This window comes from Pseudomonas sp. B21-019 (assembly GCF_024749225.1).
In the GTDB taxonomy this organism is placed as follows: domain Bacteria; phylum Pseudomonadota; class Gammaproteobacteria; order Pseudomonadales; family Pseudomonadaceae; genus Aquipseudomonas.
Genome location: NZ_CP087193.1, coordinates 2,768,555 through 2,791,841 on the forward strand (window position 1 = coordinate 2,768,555; position 23,287 = coordinate 2,791,841).

Annotated in this window: 17 protein-coding genes; 3 read left to right on the plus strand and 14 right to left on the minus strand. The window is 56.1% G+C overall.

The genetic code is table 11. From position 1 onward, the window contains the following. Position 1 precedes the first annotated feature (1 nt). Genes bcsB through bcsQ form a run of 3 tightly spaced genes read right to left on the minus strand, consistent with a single transcriptional unit; the run spans position 2 to position 5,615 of the window. The gene (bcsB, locus tag LOY36_RS12525) at positions 2-2,305 is read right to left on the minus strand and encodes a cellulose biosynthesis cyclic di-GMP-binding regulatory protein BcsB (protein ID WP_258673836.1); all 2,304 of its coding nucleotides are present in this window, start codon (positions 2,303-2,305) and stop codon (positions 2-4) included. After that, positions 2,302-4,533, minus strand: coding sequence for a UDP-forming cellulose synthase catalytic subunit (bcsA, locus tag LOY36_RS12530; RefSeq protein ID WP_258673837.1), 2,232 nt, complete (start codon positions 4,531-4,533; stop codon positions 2,302-2,304). The genes bcsB and bcsA overlap by 4 nt, the downstream gene beginning before the upstream one ends. Beyond that, a complete protein-coding gene (gene bcsQ / locus LOY36_RS12535; protein WP_258673839.1) occupies positions 4,530-5,615 on the minus strand; it encodes a cellulose biosynthesis protein BcsQ in 1,086 nt (361 codons plus the stop codon). The genes bcsA and bcsQ overlap by 4 nt, the downstream gene beginning before the upstream one ends. A gap of 818 nt (positions 5,616-6,433) precedes the next feature. Between bcsQ and LOY36_RS12540 the strand changes: the two genes are divergently transcribed. Further along, complete coding sequence (locus LOY36_RS12540) at positions 6,434-7,210, plus strand: alpha/beta fold hydrolase (RefSeq protein ID WP_019648987.1); 777 nt, start codon at positions 6,434-6,436, stop codon at positions 7,208-7,210. Positions 7,211-7,407: 197 nt separating this feature from the next. Here LOY36_RS12540 and LOY36_RS12545 read toward each other — a convergent pair whose 3' ends face one another. The 8 genes from LOY36_RS12545 to LOY36_RS12580 form a co-directional block, all read right to left on the minus strand. After that, entirely contained in the window at positions 7,408-8,106 is a 699-nt protein-coding gene (locus LOY36_RS12545; protein WP_026345792.1) for an outer membrane protein, read from the minus strand. Between the two features lie 84 nt (positions 8,107-8,190). After that, positions 8,191-8,667 carry a polyketide cyclase gene (locus tag LOY36_RS12550; RefSeq protein ID WP_019578642.1) on the minus strand — a complete coding sequence of 159 codons (477 nt, stop codon included), beginning with the start codon at positions 8,665-8,667 and terminating at the stop codon, positions 8,191-8,193. A gap of 59 nt (positions 8,668-8,726) precedes the next feature. Then, entirely contained in the window at positions 8,727-12,137 is a 3,411-nt protein-coding gene (locus tag LOY36_RS12555; RefSeq protein WP_258673840.1) for a beta-ketoacyl synthase N-terminal-like domain-containing protein, read from the minus strand. A gap of 84 nt (positions 12,138-12,221) precedes the next feature. After that, positions 12,222-13,307 carry an acyl carrier protein gene (locus LOY36_RS12560; protein WP_018927946.1) on the minus strand — a complete coding sequence of 362 codons (1,086 nt, stop codon included), beginning with the start codon at positions 13,305-13,307 and terminating at the stop codon, positions 12,222-12,224. A 118-nt stretch (positions 13,308-13,425) separates the two neighbouring features. Then, positions 13,426-15,126 carry an FAD-dependent monooxygenase gene (locus LOY36_RS12565; RefSeq protein WP_408981112.1) on the minus strand — a complete coding sequence of 567 codons (1,701 nt, stop codon included), beginning with the start codon at positions 15,124-15,126 and terminating at the stop codon, positions 13,426-13,428. Positions 15,127-15,192: 66 nt separating this feature from the next. Next, a complete protein-coding gene (locus LOY36_RS12570; RefSeq protein WP_018927948.1) occupies positions 15,193-15,804 on the minus strand; it encodes an HAD-IB family hydrolase in 612 nt (203 codons plus the stop codon). Beyond that, a complete protein-coding gene (locus LOY36_RS12575) occupies positions 15,794-17,314 on the minus strand; it encodes a class I adenylate-forming enzyme family protein (RefSeq protein ID WP_258673842.1) in 1,521 nt (506 codons plus the stop codon). Before LOY36_RS12575 ends, LOY36_RS12570 begins: the two co-directional genes overlap by 11 nt. 80 nt (positions 17,315-17,394) lie before the next feature. After that, on the minus strand, positions 17,395-18,408 hold the full coding sequence (locus LOY36_RS12580) for an SDR family oxidoreductase (protein WP_019648982.1): 1,014 nt from the start codon (positions 18,406-18,408) through the stop codon (positions 17,395-17,397). A gap of 529 nt (positions 18,409-18,937) precedes the next feature. On the opposite strand from LOY36_RS12580, the gene LOY36_RS12585 reads away from it, so the two are divergent. Beyond that, entirely contained in the window at positions 18,938-19,534 is a 597-nt protein-coding gene (locus LOY36_RS12585) for a TetR/AcrR family transcriptional regulator (RefSeq protein WP_258673844.1), read from the plus strand. Between the two features lie 117 nt (positions 19,535-19,651). Here the strand turns inward: LOY36_RS12585 and LOY36_RS12590 are convergent, their stop codons facing one another. The 3 genes from LOY36_RS12590 to LOY36_RS12600 all read right to left on the minus strand — a co-directional run bounded on the left by LOY36_RS12590 (position 19,652) and on the right by LOY36_RS12600 (position 21,990). Continuing rightward, complete coding sequence (locus LOY36_RS12590) at positions 19,652-20,272, minus strand: glutathione S-transferase family protein (protein ID WP_019648980.1); 621 nt, start codon at positions 20,270-20,272, stop codon at positions 19,652-19,654. Between the two features lie 97 nt (positions 20,273-20,369). Further along, positions 20,370-21,251, minus strand: a complete 882-nt coding sequence (locus tag LOY36_RS12595) for an NmrA family NAD(P)-binding protein (RefSeq protein ID WP_258673846.1) — start codon at positions 21,249-21,251, stop codon at positions 20,370-20,372. Between the two features lie 97 nt (positions 21,252-21,348). Next, positions 21,349-21,990, minus strand: coding sequence for an HD domain-containing protein (locus LOY36_RS12600; protein ID WP_258673847.1), 642 nt, complete (start codon positions 21,988-21,990; stop codon positions 21,349-21,351). Positions 21,991-22,064: 74 nt separating this feature from the next. Between LOY36_RS12600 and LOY36_RS12605 the strand changes: the two genes are divergently transcribed. Further along, the gene (locus LOY36_RS12605) at positions 22,065-23,138 is read left to right on the plus strand and encodes a GlxA family transcriptional regulator (RefSeq protein WP_258673848.1); all 1,074 of its coding nucleotides are present in this window, start codon (positions 22,065-22,067) and stop codon (positions 23,136-23,138) included. Positions 23,139-23,287 lie beyond the last annotated feature (149 nt).

Below are 23,287 nucleotides of genomic sequence, written 5' to 3' on the forward strand. Positions count from 1 at the left end.
CTCATTGGCCAAGACGACGTTTGGCCCGTAAGCGCAGGGCCAGGTAGGTCATCGAAGCAAGCAGCAGGACCCCGAGGAGAGTGAACAGCATGAGCGCCATTACGTTTTGCGAGAGGTACCACTGCAGATAGCGCAATGGGCCCATGCTCCCGACGTAGTAATCCTGTTCGGCGACCAGCGATTTGACATGTTTGCCCTTGACCACCACCAGGCTGCCTTGCAACTCGTGGGCGTTCTCTTCGCTGCTGAGCAGGGCGTTGGTCACATCGGCCAAGCCGTTGGGCCTTGCGCTGGCGATAAACACCACACTGCGCCCACTTTTGAGCGGCGATTCGAATCCAGTCAGATAAGCACTGCCGTCGTCAGCACTGAACCTGAAGCTGTTGCGTGCTTCACGCAGATTGGTTTTCGTATCCGGGCTGATCCAGTTGCGCAGACGCAAGGGCAGGTCAGACAGTTCAAAGTACTGCGCAGCAGCTTCGTCCTTGGCCGGCAGCAGGCTTTGCCATTGCTCCAGCAGCGGCTGATTGTTGCCCGAGGCGAGCACCAGCAAATCCCGGTCGCGTTGCTCGGCCACCTGGTCGGCGTGGACCACCTTTACGCCGGTGGCCGGATAACCGGTGGAGTCGCCGAAGCGGCCCAGCACGGTCAGATAGGCGCTCAGATCGGCCGGGCCTGGCTCGTTGGGCAGGATCACCGATGTTTCAGAAAGGTCGGCCATGCGGGTGAACGGGAAGCCGCTGTCCTTGAACACCCCGAGGTTGGGCATGGCCATGAAGTGTTCGTATTGGCTGAGGTCCAGGGTCGAGTCCGGGTCGATCACGCCGCGCATGTTGTCGATGATGATGTCGCGGCAGTCGCCCTGTTTGATGTAGTCATACATAAAGCGAAATTGCAGGCGTGATTGCAGCGCTACGGAATTGAGCGGCAACAGCATGCGCGACGTGCGGGCCAGGCTGTCGTCGGTTTTGAGCATCGCCAGCAGGCTGTCGCTGCTGCCGAGTTTCTCGATCGAAGGCAGATCGATCGACTTGATGAAGGTATCGTTGAAGTGGACCAGCAACGAGGAATTGGTGGAGACCGGCTGCGGCGTATAGCGGTATTTCAGGTCAAGTTGTGCGCCGGGTTCACGCCAGTTGAACAGGTCGGGTGGCAAGCGCAGCGCAACCGTCATTTGTCCCGGGTTGTAACCCGATACATTGAGTTCTGCGGGCTTGGCCAGTTCACCCAGGCGAACCGGGCGGTCGGAGGGCAGCCAGTTAGGCGCGTCGTACGGTCGGCGTGGCTTGAGCGAGTCGATCCGGTCGATCACCACGCTCTGCCCGGAAAAGGCCGAGCCACCGAGGGCCAGCGCGGTCGCGGCGACCTTGAGATCGGCGCCATCGCGCCCGGAGACGATCAACAGTTTGCCCTGAGCATCATTCGGGTTGCTCACGAGTGTCAATGTCGGCCCCGTGGCCTCTTTGATCGGCAAGCCACTCAAGGCCGTTGATTCGCTGCCGCTGACAAACACCACGGCGTTGCCTTTGGCCGGCAGGCTGGTGAGGCTGGCGGGGAAGGTTGCGCCGCGGTAGCTGGCCAGGGCGCCAAACCAGGACGACAGGATACCGGCGGCCTCAAGCTCAGGGCCGCCCGGGCGCGCAGTGAACACGAAGGGCAGCTTCAGGGGCGAGGCGTCTCGACGATCGAACAAGGGCAGAGGCAGAGCGGACAGGTCGTTGGGCTGTTTAATCGAGGACACCTGGAGGCTCAGCTGGCTCTCGTTGCCGATCTTGGCCCACAGGCTGGAGTGCAGAGGGTCTTCACATTGCATCGTGTAGTGACCGATGAACTGCAGGCTGAGCCGGTTGAATTCGGTGATGGTCTGCGGCGGAATCTGCACGGTCCGGGTCTGCAATTTACCGGCCTCTTCCTTTGGGAGGGGCAGGCTGGCGGCCACTTGATCGTTGATCAGCACGTTGATTTGCGAAAGGTCGGCCAGCAGCGCCGGTGAATAGCTGTACTGCAGCGTGACCTGCGCAGCCGTGACGACTTCATCGGCGCGCACATTGAAGTTCACACTGTCGGTAGCCTCCACGCCTTTAAGGTTCATCGAATAGCTTTTGCCCAGCTCCTTGAGGGTGCGGGTATAGCTGTTGCTCGGGGCATCGGTCCCGGGCAACGATGCGACCGGCATCACCGCCGGCTCTGTGGCGTTGATTGGGGTGGTAGCACTCAACGCCCAGTCGCTCCAGCCCACTAGTGAGCAGGCGAGCAGCATGAGTGAGCGACGAGGAGGAAAGGTCCGGCGAGTGGAAGGCTTCAAGATCGTTGCGTGTCCGCGGTGGGGTCGATGGGTGATGGAGTGGCCGGGCGTTTGCGCAGCAGCGCCTGGCTGTCCTTCAGGGTGGCAACGAACAAGCGCAGGATGGCGCGCAAGCCAATGCTGCTGACCTCGCGCAACGCCGACATTGGCGCGTCGAGGCGGCCGTTGCCCCACGTGTTGGCCCAGGTGTCGGCCCGTGAAAAGGTCAGTCGCACCAGCTCACTTTGCTGGCGCAGGGTCAAACCCTCGAATTTCACGCCTGCCACGTTGTCGTTGCTGAAGATCGTTGTTGCGGGAAAGAGGCTTGAGGGAGGCGTGCGCAGAATGCACAGCCGCAGCTTCTCTTTGGCGCTGAGCTGAACTTGCGGTGGCAGTGCCAGACCCACGCCGTTTTGTGAGAAGTCCCGGGTTATGCAATCGAACGATGTGCCGTCTTCGCGATAGACGCGCACGGGCAGATCCGCGGGCACCCTGGGCTCGTTGCGCACCTGAGAGGACTCAGTGGCCACCGCCACGGCGGTGCTGACGATGATGATGTTGTACACGGTCCAGACCAGATTGATCAGCAGGGTAGTGACCTCGGCCGAATCACTCCCGACCAGTTTCACCACGCCGATCGCCAGACCGATCATGTTCAAGGTCAGCAGGACGATGTAAGGCCGCGCGAGCTTCCAGTTGAAATAGTCCTTTTCGACGGTGCCGCCCTTGTCGGTTACGTTGAATTTGCCCAGCGAAGGGCTGATCAGGGCGAGCAGTACCGGTCGCATGATGTGCCAGGCCAACACCGACTCATACACTTCGTTCCAGAAGGAATGGCGGAAGCGCCCCTGGATGCTGGAGTTGGTCAGGCTGGAGTGGAAAATATGCGGCAGCACATAGACCGTGACCATCAACGCCGAGGCATGGAAAATCTGCGCGTCGAAAAACAGGTAGGCCAATGGTGCGGTCAAGAACACCAGGCGGGGCAGGCTGTAGAAAAAGTGCATCATGGCGTTGAGGTAGCAGATGCGCTGCCCCAGGTTCAGCCCTTTGCCAAACAAGGGATTGTCAGTCCGAAAAATCTGCACCATGCCCCGTGCCCAGCGTATGCGCTGGCTGATGTGTCGGGAAAGGCTTTCGGTGGCCAGTCCCGCCGCTTGTGGAATGGCGAGGTAAGCGGTGTTGAAACCACGGCGATTGAGCTTGAGTGCCGTGTGCGCATCCTCGGTCACGGTCTCGGTGGCGATGCCGCCGACTTCCAGTAAGTGAGTCCGCCGGATGACCGCGCAGGAACCACAGAAGAATGCCGCGTTCCACAGGTCGTTGCCGTCCTGCACCAGGCCGTAGAACAGTTCACCTTCATTGGGTACCGAGCGAAAGGTATCGAGGTTTTTTTCGAACGGATCGGGTGAGTAGAAAAAGTGCGGCGTTTGCAGCAACGCCAGGTTCGGGTCCTTTAGGAACCAGCCCATGGTGATTTGCAGGAAGGAGCGGGTGGGCACGTGGTCGGCGTCGAATACGGCAATGAACTCGCCATCGGTGACTTTGAGTGCCTCGTTGAGATTGCCGGCCTTGGCATGTTGATTGTTGTCGCGGGTGATGTAGTTGACACCAATCTTCTGACAGAAAGCCTTGAATTCCTCCCGGCGTCCGTCATCGAGCACGTGCACCCGCAGTTTGCCCTCGGGCCAGTCAATGGCCTGAGCCGCGAGTACCACCAGTTTGACGATACCCAATGCTTCGTTATAGGTGGGAATGAACACATCCACCGTCGGCCATTGCGCGGGTGGCTGTTGCAGAAACTGCGGTTTACGTTGCAGCGGCCAGGCGGTCTGTATATAGCCGAAGACCAGGACGAGCAAGGCATACAGTTCTGCCAGCACCAGCCCGTAGCCAAATACGGCATCCTGCCAGTTATCGAAGTCCAGGGTGTCGGACAGGCGCCAGTACATGTAACGCAACGAAGCGATCAGCGAGAGGGTGATCAGGGTCAGGATCGCCAGACGCCCGGTTTGCTTGCGGATGATCAGGCTGGCGGCAAAACAGACGGAGGCAAACACGGCCTGGGAATACAGATTCTGCGGCGCAGTGAGGATACCCAGCACCAGCAATGCTGCAATCAGCCCGCCTGAGATTTTCAGGCCCAGGCGCCAACGCAGGGGCCATTGGCTAAAGCGATCCTGGAAGCTATCCAGCAGCTTCTGCAACCACCAGGTCTTTGCAGGTAGCTGATTCAGCTGGACGGTCATGGCGTGCCCTGCTGGCTGGAAGCATCCGCGAACAGCAGGGCATGGACCGCGGCAGATAGCGACAGAATGTCCTGACAGCCAATGCTCTCAGGTGCGCACTGCAACAGGTCCCGACCATAGGCCAGCGACTCGTTGAACTGGTGATCGAGGTGAATCGTCCCGATCAGGTTAGCGCCGAGCCGTCGCTGAAACAGCACGCCCATGTCCCTGCTGAACGCACGGGAGTCATCCCATTGGTTGAGCACATACCGCTGCCGCTGTGCGCGTCGCAGGCTGGTTTCCAGCCACTGGGTCATGGTGTCCAGTGCCAGGTAGGAGGCCGCGTCGGCCACCGTCATCACCAGCACCAGATCGGCGGCGTCGAGTGCCTGTTGCGAATAGACGGTCGCACCCGAAGGCGTATCCAGGATCACGGTATCGTTTTCGCTGAGGTTCATCGACGCAAGGTGCTGATTCAACCAGTCAGCATCTTCAAGCAGCATCTGCCTGAGCAAGCGGCGTTCGTTCAGCTCGCCAGTGCCGAAGGGCAGGCACTCACTCTCGCTAAAGCCCGGCAGGCGATGAGCGCTCCAGTCGGCGTCCTGTTCTTTGAGCTGGATCAGCCCGGGAGCCGGCCGGGTGATACCCAAGTGGCTGGACAGCGCGTTCTGAGGGTCCAGATCAATCGCGATGACTCGCCCGCCAAGGTGCCGAAGTGTTTTCGCGAGGCCAGCGGCGACGGTGCTTTTACCCACCCCGCCATTCGCTGAAACGATGGCAATGACCTTCGCCTTCGTCCGCTTGTGAATCGTTTCTGGCAGACCGTCTCGGCGAACCTGGTTGAGTTCACGCAACAGGTCGCTCAAACGCTGACGGTCACCGGTAGCGGAACTCGCAGGTGGTTCGGTCAGGGGAGGGGATTTGGGCGATGGTGGCGAGAGGACAGTGTTTTTCACCGGCTCGACCGGCGGTTCTGGCTCAGCCACCGCAGGTATAACCGGGTCGTCTTTGAAATCTTTATAGTTTGGTTGTATTTCCTGGTAAGTCTCTGCATTTGCGCCAAAACGTGTAAAGAGTTTCGTAATGTCATCTACATATTTCATGCGTTGTACCAGGAATGAAATAACTTAGAAACTCAGCATTCCATTAACTTAACAAAGTTGATGCGTCGTCTAGGCGTTGGCAGAGTGCCATTAATTTAGGGTTTCCATGTAGGTGTGTCAATAATTGTTATAAAAAGTCAGCGAGTCATGTTGGTGTTTGTCCAAGTGTTATTTGTGTGTTGTGATGTTTGTATAAAGTGTGAATGTTGAAGTGCGCAAAAATAATAACTGTCCAATGATGTGTGGTGCGGTAACAGGTAATAAGTGCATTTGTCGGAAGAAATAATTTCCGAGTATTCCTGTTCCAGGGATAAAAGAAATCTCTTCGATTTCAATGGGGCGGAGTGTGAGTCGCGTTTTTCGCTAAAGTTATTGTTCTATTGGCTTTCGTTTAAGCTTGTGAAAATTGAAAAGAGCAACATCGGTCTCTTTTTTATGTTTATCAAGTTTCACCACTGCTAGCACAAATGTATCTCTGTGTATCCAGGCCGCATGCCGATACGGACTGTTTCTTTTATGGGCGGTTGGTGACACATCCGGGATACCTGATCGGCGTCAAATGAACTCCAACGAGACAGCACAAGCCGTCTCACAGGATCACTCAACGTCTGGAGATATCGACATGAACTGGAAGAACCTCAGCATCACTTCAATGTTTGCCGTGCTCAGCCTTGGCGCGGTAGCGGCCAACGTCCAAGACAGCACAGTTGCTCAAGATTGCGATCAAGGCAGTTGATACAAAGTTGTGCAGGAGTACAGAACCACGACTTCGCCTTCTCGCGATTCGCTCAATAGTTCAACCACCCAAGGAGTTTCCAATGAAAAAAGTAATGGCCGCTCTGGCCTGCACCGTTAGCCTGATCATCGGCGCCAACGCGTCGGCGCAAACTGAAAAGCCTACTGTCGTTCTCGTACACGGCGCCTTTGCCGATGCTTCGAGTTGGAATGGCGTGGTGAAGATCCTCGAAAAAGATGGCTACCCCGTTGTGGCCGCCGCCAATCCATTGCGCAGTGTGAAGAGTGATGGCGCTGCTGTTTCTGCGTTGCTCGATGGCATCAAGTCGCCTGTTGTGCTGGTCGGCCACTCCTACGGTGGCAACGTCATCAGCGAAGCGGCCAACGACCATGCCAATGTAAAGGCACTTGTTTACGTCGCCGCCTTCGCGCCCGAGGCGGGCGAAACGGTCGCCGGGCTAGCCGGCAAATTCCCGGGGAGTACCCTCGGCCCAGCCCTCGCAGCGCCTGTCGCACTGGCTGATGGTGGCAAGGATTTGTACATCCAGCAGGACAAGTTTCACGATCAGTTCGCCGCTGACGTCCCCGCCGCGCAGGCGGCATTGATGGCAGCGACTCAGCGCCCGGTTACCGAAGCGGCGCTGAACGAGCAGTCAGGTTCACCTGCCTGGAAGCACATTCCGTCCTGGCACATCTATGGTGACAAGGACAAGAACATTCCACCGCAGGCCATGGAATTCATGGCCAAGCGAGCCGAGGCCAAGGTGGTGAAAGTCGTTAAAGGGGCTTCCCATGTCGTGATGGTTTCAAACCCGGAACCGGTAGCCCGGCTGATTGAAAAAGCGGCTGCGGCGATGTGATTCCTGCACTTGTGAAGTGTAGGTAGGCAGAGGGTCAAGTATCGAATCAAGGCATCAAGTGAGGAACTCATTTGTGCCTTGATCGATTTTTGAACGGGTGGTCGTCAGTCAGTTAATCAGCCGGTGAGCCCCTGCGCCGAAGCGTTTCACCGGCTTGCCGTAGCGACGCCTTGCAAGGCGCCGATCTGTTTAACCGCTTAGAACCAATAATGCAGGCCGAGCATTAATGACTGGGCGCTGTAGTCAGTGCGTACATCGCCTTGGGGCAGGCCCTGAATGTCACCGAAGTGCGCATCGCGAGTCTTGAGGTATCGATAATCCAGGGACATGGACCATTGTTCGGTGAGTTCGTAACCTATACCGGCGCCAAGTTGATAGGCCGATACGGTGTCGCGATGAGTGCCGCCGAACTGGACGCCGCCGGCTTCCAGGCCACTGACCGACAGCGTGGTGTAACCCAGGCCGCCGCCGATGTAAGGGGTGAACCGACTGAAGGGTGCTGGCAGGTTCAAGACGTCATACCAGAGGTTGGCCATGACGCTGGTGGCTTCCTCTTCGCCTTTACCGTCGATGCTCCCGCCGCCTTCGTAGACCCGGTTATTGAACTGGGTCAGGGTGTTTTTGCGGTAGCTGAGTTCCACTTCAGGTCTGAGCCCGATGGGGAATCGCCAGCCCAGTGCCAGTCCGGTGGCGTAGCCGGAGTGTAACGGTTGGTTGAATTCCATCTCGACAAAGTCGAGGTTGTTCTGGTTAAGGTCCTGCGGAGCCACCCAGTTCAGACCACCCATGACACTGACGTAGGGGCCGAGCGTGTCGGCGGAACTGGACTCAGGGGCAATAAGGCCCATGCCAATGACGCCCATCATGAGATGCAGAGGTTTTTTAAATAGGTTCATGCTCGGTCCGAAGTGTGCCGTTATCGATAAGTAAGCGGGGGGTGTTAGGGAGCGAGCGTTCAACACGCTCCCTCCCGGGATATTTCATACACGGTGCAAATGCTTTCCAGGTTTTTCGAGCCCTGGGGTACTGATGGCATTCGCTCGTTGTTCAGCCAACGTGCACAGGTTGCGCAGTGCCGTGGTCATTGCCGCGGTCAGCATTTTGCGTAGCAGCCCGCGGTATAAAAAACTCAAGGGGCCAGAGATCTTCGCGCTATGGATGACCTGGGTTTCATTCGGGGAAAGCCTGCGCATCTGGTGATCGAACTCAAGGTCGATCCACAGCAGTCTTGCCGTGTTCCGATAGCTTTCATGCAGCTTCACTGCTTCTAGTTTCAGCGGCATGTTCAGGCCATTTTTGAGGACGCATTTGCCTCGCGTTCCAGGTTGAAACGGGCCATTGAGTTCACACTGGCGAACGTCGGTATCCCATAGCGGCGCTTCTGAAAAATTGCTCCAGATATTCCAGATTTCAGCACGCGGCGATTTGACTATGACTTGCACTTTGACATCGTTCACGGCGACACCTTGATTGTTGGGGGCACGGTCATGCGGGAGAGTGGGATCAATTGAGTGCCTCAGGCAGCGGGTGCGGATTGACTCAGCACTTGAGCTGTAATGCTGGCTTGACCGATTTTCTCGCCCCGGTTGAACAGGTCGATATAGATGCGATTGGTTTTGAACGGCTGTTGTGCGTCAAAACCCGCTTGCGGTGCCAATGACAGCGGACTGTTCCTGGGGATTGGCCGATCCAGGGTGAAACTCAAGGCCAGCAGGTTCATCGGGGTGTTGAGTGGAATCCGCAGATGGCTGTGGGCAATTTGCATGTAGCACTGGCGGGCAACTTCGAGGAAATACACCATCGAATAGTGCTCGGGGTCGCCCTCCTGGAAGAAGTGCTCATCCGGCAGTTTGAGCGTGTCCACGCTCAAGCCCTGAGCGATGCCGCTCATGTCACTGACGATGACGTTTTCTTCCCTGGCCTTGTGCAGCAAGGCCTTGTCACGGCAGCGAGTGGCCGTGAACTCGCCGGCGGGCGATTTCTCGAACGCCGAGCTGTAGGCCATCCCAAGGACGCAGGTGCACATCAGCTTTCCGGCTTGCATGACCTTGGCATTGAACACCTGGGAGTCTTTTTCCTGTTCCAGATGCAGATCAATCACACCCTCCTTTTGTACGTATTGCTGGAACTTGATATTCAGGGTTTTGACATACGCGACTCGTCCACTCAGTGGCGGCATGGCGAGTTCAATCAGTTGCAACACGCCCTCGAGCAATAGAATGCCGGGGATGTGATCAAGAGGGTGATCGAAGAAATAAGGGTGCGCTTCATTCACCACGAGCTGGGCACGCAGTGACTGGGGGCCGCGCTGGACGTTGGTGATTACGACGTTTTCCGGGCAACGTTGCCAGTGCGCTGGGCGCTGGACTTCAGTGCCACGGTGCAGGGCGAAAAGACTCTCCATGGCGCGAACCCGGACACGCAGCCCTGAGAGCAGAGTGTTGGTCAGCATGTCGCTGAGTTGCAGCACGTCGACGCCGTCGTTTTGTGGTTCGCGGACAAGGCTGACAGGACGGGCAGGCGGGATCACCTGCTGCAGTTCGTGGTGGGCCGAGTGAGCAAAACGCAGGGTAAAGGGATGCTTGATGGCAGGAGCGGGTTCGGCCACCGTGCTCCATTCCCGAAGCTTTTCAGTAAACAACCACATCACTGCCTTGCCGGCTTCGCGAACCTCGATCACCGTGTGAGCCGATGCACTCAACATCACCGCCAACAGGGTTTCGATGCCACTGGCTTCAGCCAGGAAACCGGTAATCTCTTGCAGAGATCCACTGGCATGAGTCGCCTCAGGTTGCAGCTCGCAGACTTCAATGTTCTGGTATTGACTCCGCTCTTTGCCCAGCAGTTGGCAAGCCTCTTCCAGCGAGTTCGCGGCATGGGCGAGAACCGCCGCGCGGATCACCAGTAAAGGTTTGTCGCTGGCGTCTGGTTGATAGGGACGCAGCGCAATCAGCCCCAGTCCTTCACCTTGCACCGTCGCTGAATGTCGGGCGCGCTCGATCTCGATTTCACCGCTGATAAAGCGCCCTGCACCGAGCAACAGTGTGGTTATGCCGTTCTTGAACCATTGCTGCGATGCCAGCAAGGTTTGCCAGAACAGACCCGGGGTTCCGACCAGTGTTTGATGGAAACCCTTGAAGTCAAAAATCTGCGTCGGGTAGCCGGACAACATGTTTGGCAACATGGTTGCCACGTCCGCTACTTCCACGCCCGGTGGCGTGCCTTGAGCCTGGGAGTAGAAGGTGTGAGCGCTGCTGTACGCATTGCTGAAGCGTTCCCCACCCATGTTGCAGCACATGACCATCGCCGTGCCGGGTGAGCCGGCCACACCCGGCAGGCGTCGCAGCAAATGATTGACGCGATCGGTGATCAACAACTTGAACGGATCGACATGGGCCAGAGGTTTGGGGCCCATGCCGAAACCGTCGATATCAATGACGCGATCCTGCGCCAGGAATTGGCCCAGTAACGGCTGACCTGGGGCAGGGGAGTAATCAACGAAACGCCCATAAGGGAAGCTGACCGATGGCGCTGCCGGCCGATCGAGCTGTTGCTTGAATGACTGCAATGAACCGTGACTGCCGATCGCTGCTTCAGCCTCGACAATCGCGAGGTCCAGCATCAACACGCCGGGGGCGCTTAGAGGGACGGCAGGGCGGTTATCGGGAATATATTCATCCACCACCAGATGCGCATTGGCGCCGCCAAAGCCAAAACTCGAGATGCCTATACGGATCGCCGACTGCCGGTCCGCGAGGGGCTGTATCTGCTTTGTGGCCAGTCGCAGGCTGGTCTCGTCGACTTTTGCGCTGGTTCGGTAGTCGGGCTGAGGTGGAATCCCTTTGTGACGCAAGATCATCAGCGCCTTGGCGAGCGAAGCGCCTCCAGCGGCGGCCAGTGGGTGGCCAATGACGGACTTGATCGAACCGATGGTGATTTTTTTGCCGTCTGTGCAATGGGGGGCGAAGAAGCTGTTCAGCGAGTCCAGCTCTGTCGCATCACCCAGCGGAGTACCGGTGCCATGGGTTTCGATGTAGTCCACGTCATTGGGATCAAGACCGATATAGGCACGCTGGTAAGCCGTGTACTGGGCCTGTTTGCCAGGCGCAAACACTGAACCTTCGGCGCCATCGGCGGACATTCCCAATGCCCGTAAAACGCCCAGGGGGCGGCGCTGCGCAATCAGGGCCTGCGATACAGGTTCGACCAAAAAGGCGACTGCACATTCGCCCGGCACAATACCGTCAGCGTCCTGACCGAATGCCTGCATTTGGGCCCGGGCGGAAAAAGCGGTCAACTGCGAGAACCCCAGAAACAGTGCCGGTGGCAGCACGGTGTTCAGAGCCATGACAATCGCGTTATCCGCCTGTCCGCTATTGACCAGGGCCTGAGCCATGTCGATTGCATAGGGGAACGAACTACAGGCGGTGTCGACCGATAACGCCGGGCCACCGAAGGCAAAAGCCGCCGCCAGTTCAGCCACTTGTTCACCCGGCGTGTAGCCCTGTGGTGCTTCGGTTTTTCCGGACATGCCTGTGACGAAATAACTCTCGTCGCTCCAGGATGTTGCGACCACCAATGCGGTGCGTTCCTTGATCAGTGTCGAGCCTTGTCCGGCAAGCTGGGCGAGGAGTGTCTGCAGTACTTTCTTACCGATGGCGACCTGCCGTCCTTCATGCCGTGAAGGGGTTGATGCGTCATCGGTCAGGCAAAAAGCACTGTCCAGGTAAACGCGATCCTTTTCACCTGTCTTCGCTGAATAGATTGACGCCTTATCCAGTTCCCAGCGGGTCAGCATCGAATTGATCGGAGCGATCTGTCCTTGCGAGAGCAAGTGCCATAGCGCATCCGTTGACGGAGCCCCGGGAAACTCGCCGGCCATTGCGCTGAAGCAAAAGTCGCCCTCTGTTGTTACCGCGCCATTCATACCCTGTCTCCTGATTGCCAAAATGCTGGGTGATCTGTCCGATCACCCGGATTCCATGCCATTTTTTTACAGCGGCTCAGTGCTTCAGCTCAGTCGTGCCAGAAGCGACAAGGCGTCCTGCGGCGTACGACGCGACATCAGTGCTTCACCGGCAAACTCGCTGGCAGAGCACTGTTGCGCCATTGATTGGCAGAGTGCTTCTCGGGCAAAACCGTTGAGTCCCAACTGTGCAAAGGGCGTCTCAATGTCGATCGACTGTGGCGCGTCCGGGATCAGGGGGGACAGGGAGTTGAAAAGCAGGTTGCTTGCCTGCCCTTGGTCGTCCGTTGTGGCAGGTGCTTGCACTTCGGTAGCGGGTGTTGATGTCGACTCGGGGGCGGCCAGGGCGGCTTTAATCAGGGCGATTGTTGCCTGCGGATACTTGGCGTTGGCCAGCTCAGTGCTGTTGGCCTTGAGTTGCGGCCACAATGCGACGACCGACTCCAGGAAGTCCAGCTGCACGAGGGAGTCCAGGCCCAGGCTTTCATAGCTTTGTTTTTGGTCGATCTGGTCAACCGTAAAACCGGTGATATTTGCCAGTTGTTCCAGTACCCATGCTTCGACATCCACGGCAGGTGCCTGCGGATCGGCTTCAAGCCGCGCCAGCAAGGCGGTAGGAGTGGGGGCATCGAAGAGCTGCGAGGTGAGCTCTTTCTTTTCCGGGAAATGCTGGGCCAGGGATTCGAAAATATCGACCATGCCGAGAGAGTCGATCCCCAGGCTTTCGAAACTTTGATCGAAGTCGATTTGTTCTTTTTTGAATCCTGTGACCGTACTTATTTCGGCGCGCAGCCATTGCCCGTAGTTGAGGGCGGGTGTTTGTTCCGCAACAGGTGTCGATTCCAGTATTACCGGGTTCGAGTGTACGGGCTCCAGCACCGCAAGGTTTTTATTGACGGGGGCTTCAATCCCATTGGCATAAACGCCCTCGAGGACTTGTTGGTGAGCATTGAAGTAATGCGCGGTGACGGATTCTGCCTGCTCCAGCAAACGCATCAATATTGATTCTTTTGCGATATTGGACTCGCACAGTGAATCAATGATTTTTTCTGAAAGAGAAAAATAGCTGTTGGCTATTTTTCCATTGGACACGATGAATTCCTGCACAACATCGTTGAGTTGGAAGCGCATGAGGTTCTCCTAACCAAAGTCGGTATATGTTTTCTACAAACAAGAAATAACAAGTCTTGGCCCAGGGTTGGGCCTTGTGTGAATCAATGAACCAAGTTGGCAGTAGCCATATAGCGACTTAAAGTTGGAGTTCCACTGCGTCGATCTCGGAAGATGTTGTTTTTCTGGCTCCCTTGAGCAGCCCGGATCTTACGTTCAGATAAGTGAAGAGCGTTATTGCATCGGCTCCCTGGAAAGCGATGTAGCCGTCAGGACGAATCAGCATCAACGTGCCCGCTTTGGCATGGTAACGCTTGTGCAGCCGCCAATCGGGGTCCAGCAACGTCGAGTGCCAGGAAGGCAGTTCGGCGCTGCTCAGGGCATCAATAACGCAATAAGCCTTGATGCCCGGGTAGTCCTTCTCCACCGACTCGGCCAGCGAGTAATAGCCCGGCAACAACGGGGAAAACTGATCGGCTGCGCTGAAAATCAACAGCGTGAACGTTCCGTGGAACAAGTCGATCAAGCGCTTTGGCGGCATACCTTGCAGTTGCCACAACTCGACATCGGGAGCCAGTTGTCCGGCGCGAGGCACCGACGTCTGGAATTCAGGTTTCTTGCCTTTTTTATCCCAATTCATGCGCTGCTTTTTCGTCAGCGATTCCTGGATGTAATCACTCTTGCCGTAGTGGTACTGATGACCGGAAATCATCGACGGCAGTTTGCGCTGAACCTTGCGCCGGTTGCTTATCAGTGGCAGAACATTGTCGCGCAGCCAAACGAGGGCGCGATGCTTGACGGTAATCAGTCCGGTCAGTCGATGTGCCGTGTTCTCGACTTCCAGGGCCACCGGGTAGCGCTCTTCGTTGTAGCTTTCCAGCAACGATGGATCAGCCAGGCCCTGATCGACATAGGCCATTTTCCACGCCAGGTTATAGGCCTCGGAAACCCCCAGGTTCATCCATTGGCCACCGATCGGGCTGCCGATATGAGCCGAGTCGCCCACCAGAAACACAGAGCCTTGCTGCAACGACTGCACGCGGCGATGTTGGAAAGAGGCGATGGTGGTCGATGAAATATTGGACAGCGTCATCTTTTGCCCGCGTCCTTCGCACAACCGCTGAAAGTTCTCCAGGCTCAAGGAGGGGCGCTCACCTTCTGGCGGCAGGTTGTAGGGCATCTCGATGAAAAGTCGATAACGGGATTGAGCGCTGATCGGCGCGACCGCGACATAACCGTCCTGTGCACCCAGGAAGAAAGCGCCTTCGTCCTTACTTCCAGACCACTCGATATCGGCATCGGCGAGCATGAAGAAGCGGTCGTAGGACGATCCTTCGAAGGTCATATCAAGACGTTTTCTGATATTGCTGCGAGCACCGTCGCACGCGACCACCCAGCGGCTGGAAAAGGATTCGGCGCTGCCGTCCGCATGATGAAGCGTCATCTGCACTGAGCCCGGCTGGTTTTCTATATCGACCAGCTCGGTATTCCATTCAACATCTGCTCCCAACTTGTTCAGTCGCTCAAGCAGAATCTTCTCTGTCTGCGGCTGTGGCAGGCTGAGGAGCAGGGGATAGGTGGCGTCCAGGTAGGAGAAGTTGTAGTTCAGCACCCGTTTGGCGTTCGATTGCACCGAAAACTGGTTGATAGTGAATCCGTCGCTGATGGCCTGATCGGCAACTCCCAGATCTCGGAAAATTTCCAAGGTTCTGGAGTGGATGGCCATCGCTTTGGTAGCGGTCGAGGGACCGGCATTCTTTTCAATAATGCGAAAAGAGACGCCCCACTTTTTCAGCATGATTGCCAGGGACAGGCCAATCGGGCCGGCGCCTACGATCATGACTGTCGGGGTATTACCGGGTTGGCTGAAGTGCTTGGGGGCCAAAGTGCTCAGAGTGTTCATCGGTTAGTACCAGTTTCTGTAGAAGGGAGAGTTGGCAATGCCGAGCAGGGCATCGTCACCGGATGAATCCCCGTAGGCATAAATGTAAAAGTCATCAAGGTTGCTCAGGCAGCCCTTGAGCCGTGTGACTTTCTCTCTCTCAACACAGTTGGTACCTGATATTCCGCCGGTCAGTTTGTTCTTCGCAGTCGCCAGGCGGGTGCCGCAGACATAGTCAAACCCTGCTGCCTGACCCCAGGGAATCAGGTAGTTTTCCGGCGAGTTGCTGACCAGCGCAGTGACATGCCCCATGGACTGATGCCATTGCAGCCGGCGCAGGGCCTCGGGCCTGAGCCAGAGCGGTAGCAGCTCGCTGATGAAATACTTGGCATGCTCGCGTTCTTGCTCAACGGACAGACCGCCCAGATAGCAGGCAATGAATGCCAGTCGGGCTTGCATCAATGGCGTGATGCCAACGATTACACTGAGCATTTTGGGCAGCAGGGGAATGATCCTGAGCCAGAACGATCGGGTTCCCACGATATAACGCATGTAGCGCCAGAACGTATGTCTGTCGGTCAATGTGCCGTCAAAGTCAAACACGGCCAGTACCGGTTGTGTGCCATTAGCTTGCATGAATCTCTTCCTTGAGAGAGATGATCTCGATGGTTTTGGGCAACTTGAAGCCCGAGAGGTAGCGCGAGAGCAGGGTAGAGACAGCGCTCTGGGTCAGGTCGCCGCCTCCTTCAACGCACAGGTGCAGTACGTTGACTTCCTTGTTGTCCGGGACGATGTAAGCTTTCGCGCGCACCACGTCCGGGTGCTTCAGGGCAATGGATTCGATTTCAGTCAGGTCGACCATTTGCGCTTTGATCTTCGAGATTCGCAGGCGTTGGCAATAGAAGAACACATGCCCGTCGTCGTCCCGCCAGACCAGATCACCCGTGTGTAGCCAACCATCACGGAAGAACCGGGCATTGGCGTCCTCTGCATCGTTATAGCCGTCAATCACCATCGAGCCGCGAATCAGCAGTTCGCCAATGCGTCCAGGTGCGACATCCCGCCCTTCGGCATCGACGACCCTTAGTTCTACGCCTCTGATCGGTTGTCCCATGGCGCCGCGATGGACCTTGCCAATCGAGCTCTGGACAATCACCGGCATGCTCTCGGTCAATCCATAGCCTTGCAGCACCGGATTGCACCCCAGCAGCCTTCCCAGCTTCTCGGCTTCGTCTGCGGGTAAATGGCTGCCACCCGAATAAATCATCAGGTGAGGGTGCAACGGCAACAGCGCGCCCTTGCGTTTGGCCAGTCGTGTATTGAAGTAGCGAATGACGTCGGGCACCAGGCAGGCAAAGGTGACCTTATGCTGGGACAAGACTTCTGCCAGATCCCTGTTGAGCAGGGTGTTAGTCATTAACAGTGTGGCGCCCACGCTCAAGGGGAAAACCATCATCACCGACAGGCCGAAGATGGCGTACAGCGGCAGCGTCACCAGATGAACGGAACCGACACCTTGAAGATGAAACTGCTCATGCAGGCCATCACTCGATTGCGTCAGGTCAAGGTAGCGGTGAGAAACGGCCAGCGGTTTACCGATGCCCCGGTAGGTGAACTGTACCGAGACAATCGGATTGCCTTCGGGCAGTAACAAGGGCTCGGTCTGTCGGGGAAGCCGAGAGTCTGCCGTTGCGTTGTCGGGCAGGGGCGGTGACGGCTCGCTTGCGGCGTTCAACACCAAGGAGTGCTTAACGCCGCAGGCAGGTTGAAATGTCTCGCTATGCTGCTCGAATAGCGTTTCGGTGGTCACTACCAGCGTCGGTCTGGCGATGCTGATGACGCTGTTCATTTCGAATGGCGTCAGTTTGTAGTTGAGAATGACCGGAACCGCACCGCGACCGATGATCGCCAAATAGTAAGCGATGAATTCCACCCCATTGGGTAGAACGAGCGCTACTTTGTCGCCAGGCAATACATTTAATGCTGAGAGTGCGCCATTGCACTCTTCAGCCTTTATACGCAACTCACGGTAAGTGACGGTATCTTCTTCCGCGTCCAGATTCCTGATAGCAATGTGCTCGGGGAACGACTCTGAAAAACCGACGAACCGATGCAGAAAACCTTCTTTAGATGAAAGGCTTTTCATTTACCAACCTCTCTCAATCCTTGAATTTATGGTCAGACAAAAAAGTACTACAGAGGCAGGCTATATATAAATTGTTTCAATTAAGCATCAATGTAGTTATTTTTCCGATACCAATCCAGGGTATCGGTCAATGTTTCCGTCACGGGGCGAAACTTGCACTGCAATTCTTTCAGGCTTTTGTTGTGGCTGAAATGGGTGCGCCCTTGCTCTTGTTCCATGAGTTTGACAGTGGAAGTACTGATGAGCACCGGCTTTTTCGTGATTCGGTAATAACCTTCATAGATCAAGGCAATTATACGCAGCATGAACAGTGGCACTTTGCGCTCCGGCGCTTTTACGCCGCTGACACTGGAGAGCGCCTGGAAAATGCTTTTCATGTCCATGTGATTACCGGCTGCCAGGTAGCGTTCTCCGGATCGGCCGCGTGTGATCGCCGCGAGTTGATGCTCTGCTACATCCCTGGCATCGACAACGGAAAAACTTCCAGGCAGTACGCCGGGCAATTTTTTTCCGACAAAGTCGAGCAGGAACTGTCCTGATGAGGTCGGGCCGATGTCCCCAGGGCCAAACATCCAGCCAGGCAATACCATGGCAACGAACATGTCCGGGTGCCGTGCCAGGAATTCCTGAACTTTCTGTTCAGACAATATTTTACTCAGGTAGTAATCGTCAGCCTCCGATTCACTGCGAGACATGGTTTCATCGATCACCTGATCTTTATCGCCCTTCAAGACGGCAATGGAGGAGGTATGGACTGCACGACGAATGCCTGCGGCATAAGCGGCCTGCAACAGGCGCTCGGTACCGGTCACGTTAGTGTCATACAGTTTCTGCCAGTGCTTTCCACCTTTGTAACTATCGCGGAAATAGGCGGCCGTATGAAACAAGGCATCACAGCCTTGCAAGGCATGGCTGAAGGCGTCGACATTGAGCATGTCGCCTTCGACAAATTCGACAGGCAGATTGCCGAACTGCTTCTTGGCTTTTTCGACGGAGCGGACCAGTGCTTTTACTTTGATGTTTCGCTTTAAAAGCGCATGAACCACATTATTGCCGAGCAGGCCTGTAGCGCCTGTAACAAAGGCATATTCCATTAAAATCCAGCTCCTGTGGGGTAACCTGCTACTGCATTGAGATTGATGTCACCGCGCTCGATGCTTTGATCAGGCGGGGGGGCGTCAACGGCGGCAAGTAAAAACCATTCGGTATCTGGAAATCAAGCGGTATTTAACAGTCGCCACAAGGTCGACGTCCTTGAACCCGACCTGAAACACGAAAATCCTGCGGTTTAGAGCGTTGTCGACAACAGACATTCACCTGAATCGAGCGGATCGAGGTCATCGCAAGACATTTTCGCCGTCCGTCGCCTGCCTTCTGGGGGGAGTCAAAAGACACCCTGGCTGACTGGATTCATCAGGGGCACGCGTCAGGCTGGATACCAAGGCGCCTGAACGTGCGGGGCCCAATACATGGCATTTACATGGCACTCCTTAAAAGTTTAAACGCAAAGTGATTAAGAGGGCTTAGTATAAGATATGATAGTTAAAACAGGTTTGCGCAGTGAGTGGCAGATCCGTTGCATCCAGTTACAAATAGATTTGTTTGGCCAAAGGAGCCGAAGGCGTGATTAAAAAGAGATTAGGTCGAGAAGAAAGTCAGCAAGTAACAAGGGATAAGTTATTCGATACCGCCACTGACCTTATGGTGAGAAAAGGTTTTCACGCCACCAGTGTCAACGCTATTTCCGAGGACGCCGGCTTTTCGAAGGGGGCCTTCTTTTCAAACTTTACAAGTAAGTCGGACTTGCTTCTGCAGTTGACTCAGAGATTCAAGAGAGTTGAGATCGATCGATTGAGTGTCACCCTGACTTCAGGGTATTCATCGGAAGAGCTGACCCATGGATTGAATGCCTATATTGACACGCTTAAAAATAATACCAGTTGCGCGATTCTTGATGCTGAGTTGCAACTGATCGCCTTGCGTGATGAAGAGTTCTCAACGCATTACTACGATCTGCATCAGGAAAATAGTGAAGCCTTGGGTAAGTTGATAACCATCATATTTAATCATGCAGGCAAGAAGCCTCCTTTGGCGAATGCCGCTCTTGCAAGGACCTTCACCGCTTTGTCGGAAGGTTTGATACTGCAAGGGCATAAAGACCCGGCCTCTGAAATAAAACTGGTGTTGAACTCGCTTATCCAGACAGCAGAGCCCTTATAGAACGCTGCCATTCTTGTGATACATACGATATTCGCATGTCCGGGGCTCAGACCTCGGGCAGGATGCGAGCTGCCATGCCCATCTTTAGCGCACACAATAAGGTCTGCGCAGTAGCGCTCAGTGATTCTGGAACACTTTCAATCCTCGCTGTACGGCGGGCCTGGCTTCGATCGCGTCGAACCAGCGTGATAAGCGTGAAAGCACTGCCCAATCCAGCCGATCACGAAATGATGCTGCAATGGTAAAAGCGGAGATGTCCGCCATGGAGAACTGATCTCCGGCCATAAAGTCGTCGGTAAGAAACCGTTCTGCGTAGACGAGTTGTTCAATGACGCGTTGATCGATAACTGTGGCCGCATCATTAAATCCTGCCTGGCGCAGGGAAAATGCAGCATGACTGGGCCCGATGACGTCCGTTACGAAAAAGAAATAACGATCAAACACCCGGTCGCGTTTTGGTCCACGATGCGCTGGTGCGAGCCGACCCGGAGCTTTTGCATCAGCGAACTGAATGATTGCGTTCGATTGGTTAATGACCAGCGGTGGTGTCGATGAATGGTCGACCAGGGTTGGGACTTTTCCTGCCGGATTAAGCGCCAGGTACGACAAGTCGCGTTGCTCATTTGCCTGCAAGTTCAGTCTTCGTGCGGTGTAGGGGATACCTGCTTCCTCCAAGGCTATTGCAGCCCTCAGACTGTTGCCGGTAGGCGCGCCATACAGCTCTATTTTCGGGTTCATCAGACACTCCCTGAAAATGAATGGATGATTATTGGATGCTAAGTGAAAAGCGGCATACGCGCCTGTCTACAAGACCAGGCGCATACGCCCATCATGATCACCCCTCGAACGCTTGCCGGTTTGCGCGCACGAAGTCACCCACCGTTTGAGGCGCTTGCCCGGTGATTTCGCTGATAACCCCGTCCTCACCGCTAAAGATCCCATTCTGGTAATCGACCGCGACTGCAAGGAAGTGCTGGATCACAAACTCCGGCAAATCGTAGGTCTCCAGATGCTGGCGATACTCTTCCAGGGTCGAAGGGCTGTAGGTGATGGTGCGGCCTACGATGCCGCTGATTTCGTCAGCAATCTCTTGATGACTCAGCTCGACAGGGCCGTACAGCGGGTAGGTTTTCCCGATATGGCCAGACGGTTGCGTGAGAACGGCGGCGATCAGTCGCGCCTGGTCTTCAGCGGCGATGGGGGCATGTCGGCCGGTGCCGTATGGCAGCGTGATCTTGTTCTCCTTCACGATCTGATCAAGCACCCACGGAAAGATCAGCCACTCGGAAAAGAACGTCGGGCGGATATGGACTGTGGGCACTCCAGACCAGTCGAGTACGCGCTCCGCGATCCAGTGGTCGCGCGCGGCGTGACTCAATGAATCTTCCCGAGCGGAAATCTGCGACATTTCCACCACGACCTCGACGCCGGCTCGCCGGGCGGCATCGGCAAAATAGGCGGTCGCCTGAATGTAGCCAGGGCGCACGGGATAGCACAGGTAGGCGCCTGTGACCCCCTCCATCGCACGAATGATGTCGTCATGTTCAAGGAGGTCGCCAACGAATATTTCGGCGCCCTCGCTCTGGAGCGCTGCGCTGCGTTCGTCCTCCTGGTGCACAAAAGCCCGAACTGCATGACCTCCGTTGAGAAGGTGGCGAATGGTGTAGACGCCCGTTTTTCCCGTAGCGCCGGTGACGAGGTATTTACGTTGCTGCATGGTGAATACTCCAAAGTAAAGGAACACACATTGCTCGCGCCGATATCACATATCAGGCGTTACCCATTCCAGAAGGTTGCGCAGTAGCGCACCGCCGTCAGCTATCGAAAGGAGCGTGATCAATCAGGTCGCACACATTCGGGCAATCGAACCCGTGCACATGACGACGTCCGACGTCAGCGAGCCCAGTGCCAATCGCGGTGTGAGGTTTCTTCCTGGCCACTTCAGCGACCGCTTGGGTAAACGCGGCTTTCATGCCAATGCGGGGGTAGAGGGCCAGCGTATCGTCGACCAGCGACGGAGTGATTTCCTCCAGCCGTAATCCCATCACGTCGACATGGGCGCCCATGTAGATCAAGGCGATCTCTGGCTGTTTGCGGTCGGCGATGCCGGCGCTGGAGTGAAGGGCGATTGCATCCCAAACCAGCTCGGCTTTCGATTCCGGGTAACCGTTTTCCAACAGGAAGCGGCTGGCAGCGTCGGCGCCGTCGACCTCAAAACGTTGGTCGGCCGCAAACTCGTACGTCAGCCCCAGGTCGTGCAGCAGTGCGGCGAGATAGACCGCCTCGCGGTCGTATTTCAGGCCTCGCTGCTGGCCTAGGAATTCGGCAAACCACCAGGTGCGATGCACATGGTGCAGGAACACTGTCGTGTGAACGCGTTCGACGAGGAAGGCGGCCTTGCGAGCGAGTTCAGAGTCTGGAGCGCTGAAGCCGCCGATGATGACTGGGGTACTCATGTTTGCTTCCGGGGATTAAGTTGGCTTGCAGTTCATTCTAAGTAGTCGCTATTGGCAAAATTGACTATTTACAGATGATTTGTGCCAATATGCGTAGCCACTCAGTGCGGGAGATCGCTGTGAGAAAAACAAAGAAATCAATCCATTCCTTTGTTGGCGTGGCGCAAAAGCGAGTGGTGATTCTGGGTTTGCCGCCCGTGGATTCGCTTGATGTGATCGGCCCGGCAGAGGTGTTTGCCTATGCGAACAATCTGCACCGCGGTGACTCTGCTCCCTACGCACTCGAACTCGTTTGTGCGGGTGCCAATGAACACTTGGAGAGCAGCACCGGCATCGCGCTTATGGCGCACAAGACGCTTGAACAGGAGCGTCTTGATAACAAGCCCATCGACACCTTGATCGTGACGTCGGGCTGGAAAGCCATGGATCATCTGGATCAGACGGCCATCGAGTGGATCCGCACGCGAGCCAGAGATGTCAGGCGTGTGTGTTCGATCTGTGTCGGAGCCTTCCCCTTGGCCGAAACAGGGCTTCTGGATGGTCGAAAGGCAACAACCCACTGGCGGATGGCACGCAGCCTGGCCGATCGCTATCCCAGTGTGCAGGTGGACCCCGACCCGATCTGGATCAAAGACGGCAACGTGTACACCTCGGCAGGCATATCGGCGGGAATCGATCTTGCGCTCGCATTGGTCAGCGAAGACTTGGGTGACGACATCGCTTTGGAGGTCGCGAAAAATCTGGTTCTGTTTCTGCGACGTCCAGGCGGCCAGGCACAGTTCAGCGTTGCACTCCAGTCGCAGCATGCGACAGGTTCGAACCTGGATGAGTTATGCGTATGGATCAGTGAGCATCTGCATACGGAGCTGACGGTTGAGATACTTGCAGACAGGCTCGCCACCAGCGTGAGGACCTTGATTCGCATGTTTCAGCGGGAGTTCAAGACAACGCCTGCGAAGTACGTCGAGGACGTCCGGGTCGAAGCGGCCTGTCGGCAAATAGAGCTGGGAAGACGGTCGATGGAGGAGGTTGCGCGCCGATGCGGCTACCACAGTGTCGACGTGCTCAGAAAAGCCTTCGTGCGACGCATTGGGGTGAGTCCAAAGGAGTACGCACAACGTTTCGCGCCGACTAAAGAGCCCGCTTAGGCATGCCCGTTCGACGAGCATGGGCAAGTAGAATGTGAACACTGCTCAGCACTAATGTGACTTGTGATGGTCAATAAACCCCGCGCGACCGTCAGCGGTTGTACTGCCCGGCGCCGACCGGATCCGTATCGGCATTTTGATCAAGGACA

What these genes read in the sequence shown, in the direction of transcription:
- bcsA (WP_258673837.1), bottom strand. Translation starts at nt 4,533, where the DNA reads ATGACCGTCCAGCTGAATCAGCTACCTGCAAAGACCTGGTGGTTGCAG.
- bcsQ (WP_258673839.1), bottom strand. Translation starts at nt 5,615, where the DNA reads ATGAAATATGTAGATGACATTACGAAACTCTTTACACGTTTTGGCGCA.
- LOY36_RS12540 (WP_019648987.1), top strand. Translation starts at nt 6,434, where the DNA reads ATGAAAAAAGTAATGGCCGCTCTGGCCTGCACCGTTAGCCTGATCATC.
- LOY36_RS12545 (WP_026345792.1), bottom strand. Translation starts at nt 8,106, where the DNA reads ATGAACCTATTTAAAAAACCTCTGCATCTCATGATGGGCGTCATTGGC.
- LOY36_RS12555 (WP_258673840.1), bottom strand. Translation starts at nt 12,137, where the DNA reads ATGAATGGCGCGGTAACAACAGAGGGCGACTTTTGCTTCAGCGCAATG.
- LOY36_RS12560 (WP_018927946.1), bottom strand. Translation starts at nt 13,307, where the DNA reads ATGCGCTTCCAACTCAACGATGTTGTGCAGGAATTCATCGTGTCCAAT.
- LOY36_RS12565 (WP_408981112.1), bottom strand. Translation starts at nt 15,126, where the DNA reads ATGATCGTAGGCGCCGGCCCGATTGGCCTGTCCCTGGCAATCATGCTG.
- LOY36_RS12570 (WP_018927948.1), bottom strand. Translation starts at nt 15,804, where the DNA reads ATGCAAGCTAATGGCACACAACCGGTACTGGCCGTGTTTGACTTTGAC.
- LOY36_RS12575 (WP_258673842.1), bottom strand. Translation starts at nt 17,314, where the DNA reads ATGAAAAGCCTTTCATCTAAAGAAGGTTTTCTGCATCGGTTCGTCGGT.
- LOY36_RS12580 (WP_019648982.1), bottom strand. Translation starts at nt 18,408, where the DNA reads ATGGAATATGCCTTTGTTACAGGCGCTACAGGCCTGCTCGGCAATAAT.
- LOY36_RS12590 (WP_019648980.1), bottom strand. Translation starts at nt 20,272, where the DNA reads ATGAACCCGAAAATAGAGCTGTATGGCGCGCCTACCGGCAACAGTCTG.
- LOY36_RS12595 (WP_258673846.1), bottom strand. Translation starts at nt 21,251, where the DNA reads ATGCAGCAACGTAAATACCTCGTCACCGGCGCTACGGGAAAAACGGGC.
- LOY36_RS12600 (WP_258673847.1), bottom strand. Translation starts at nt 21,990, where the DNA reads ATGAGTACCCCAGTCATCATCGGCGGCTTCAGCGCTCCAGACTCTGAA.
- LOY36_RS12605 (WP_258673848.1), top strand. Translation starts at nt 22,065, where the DNA reads ATGATTTGTGCCAATATGCGTAGCCACTCAGTGCGGGAGATCGCTGTG.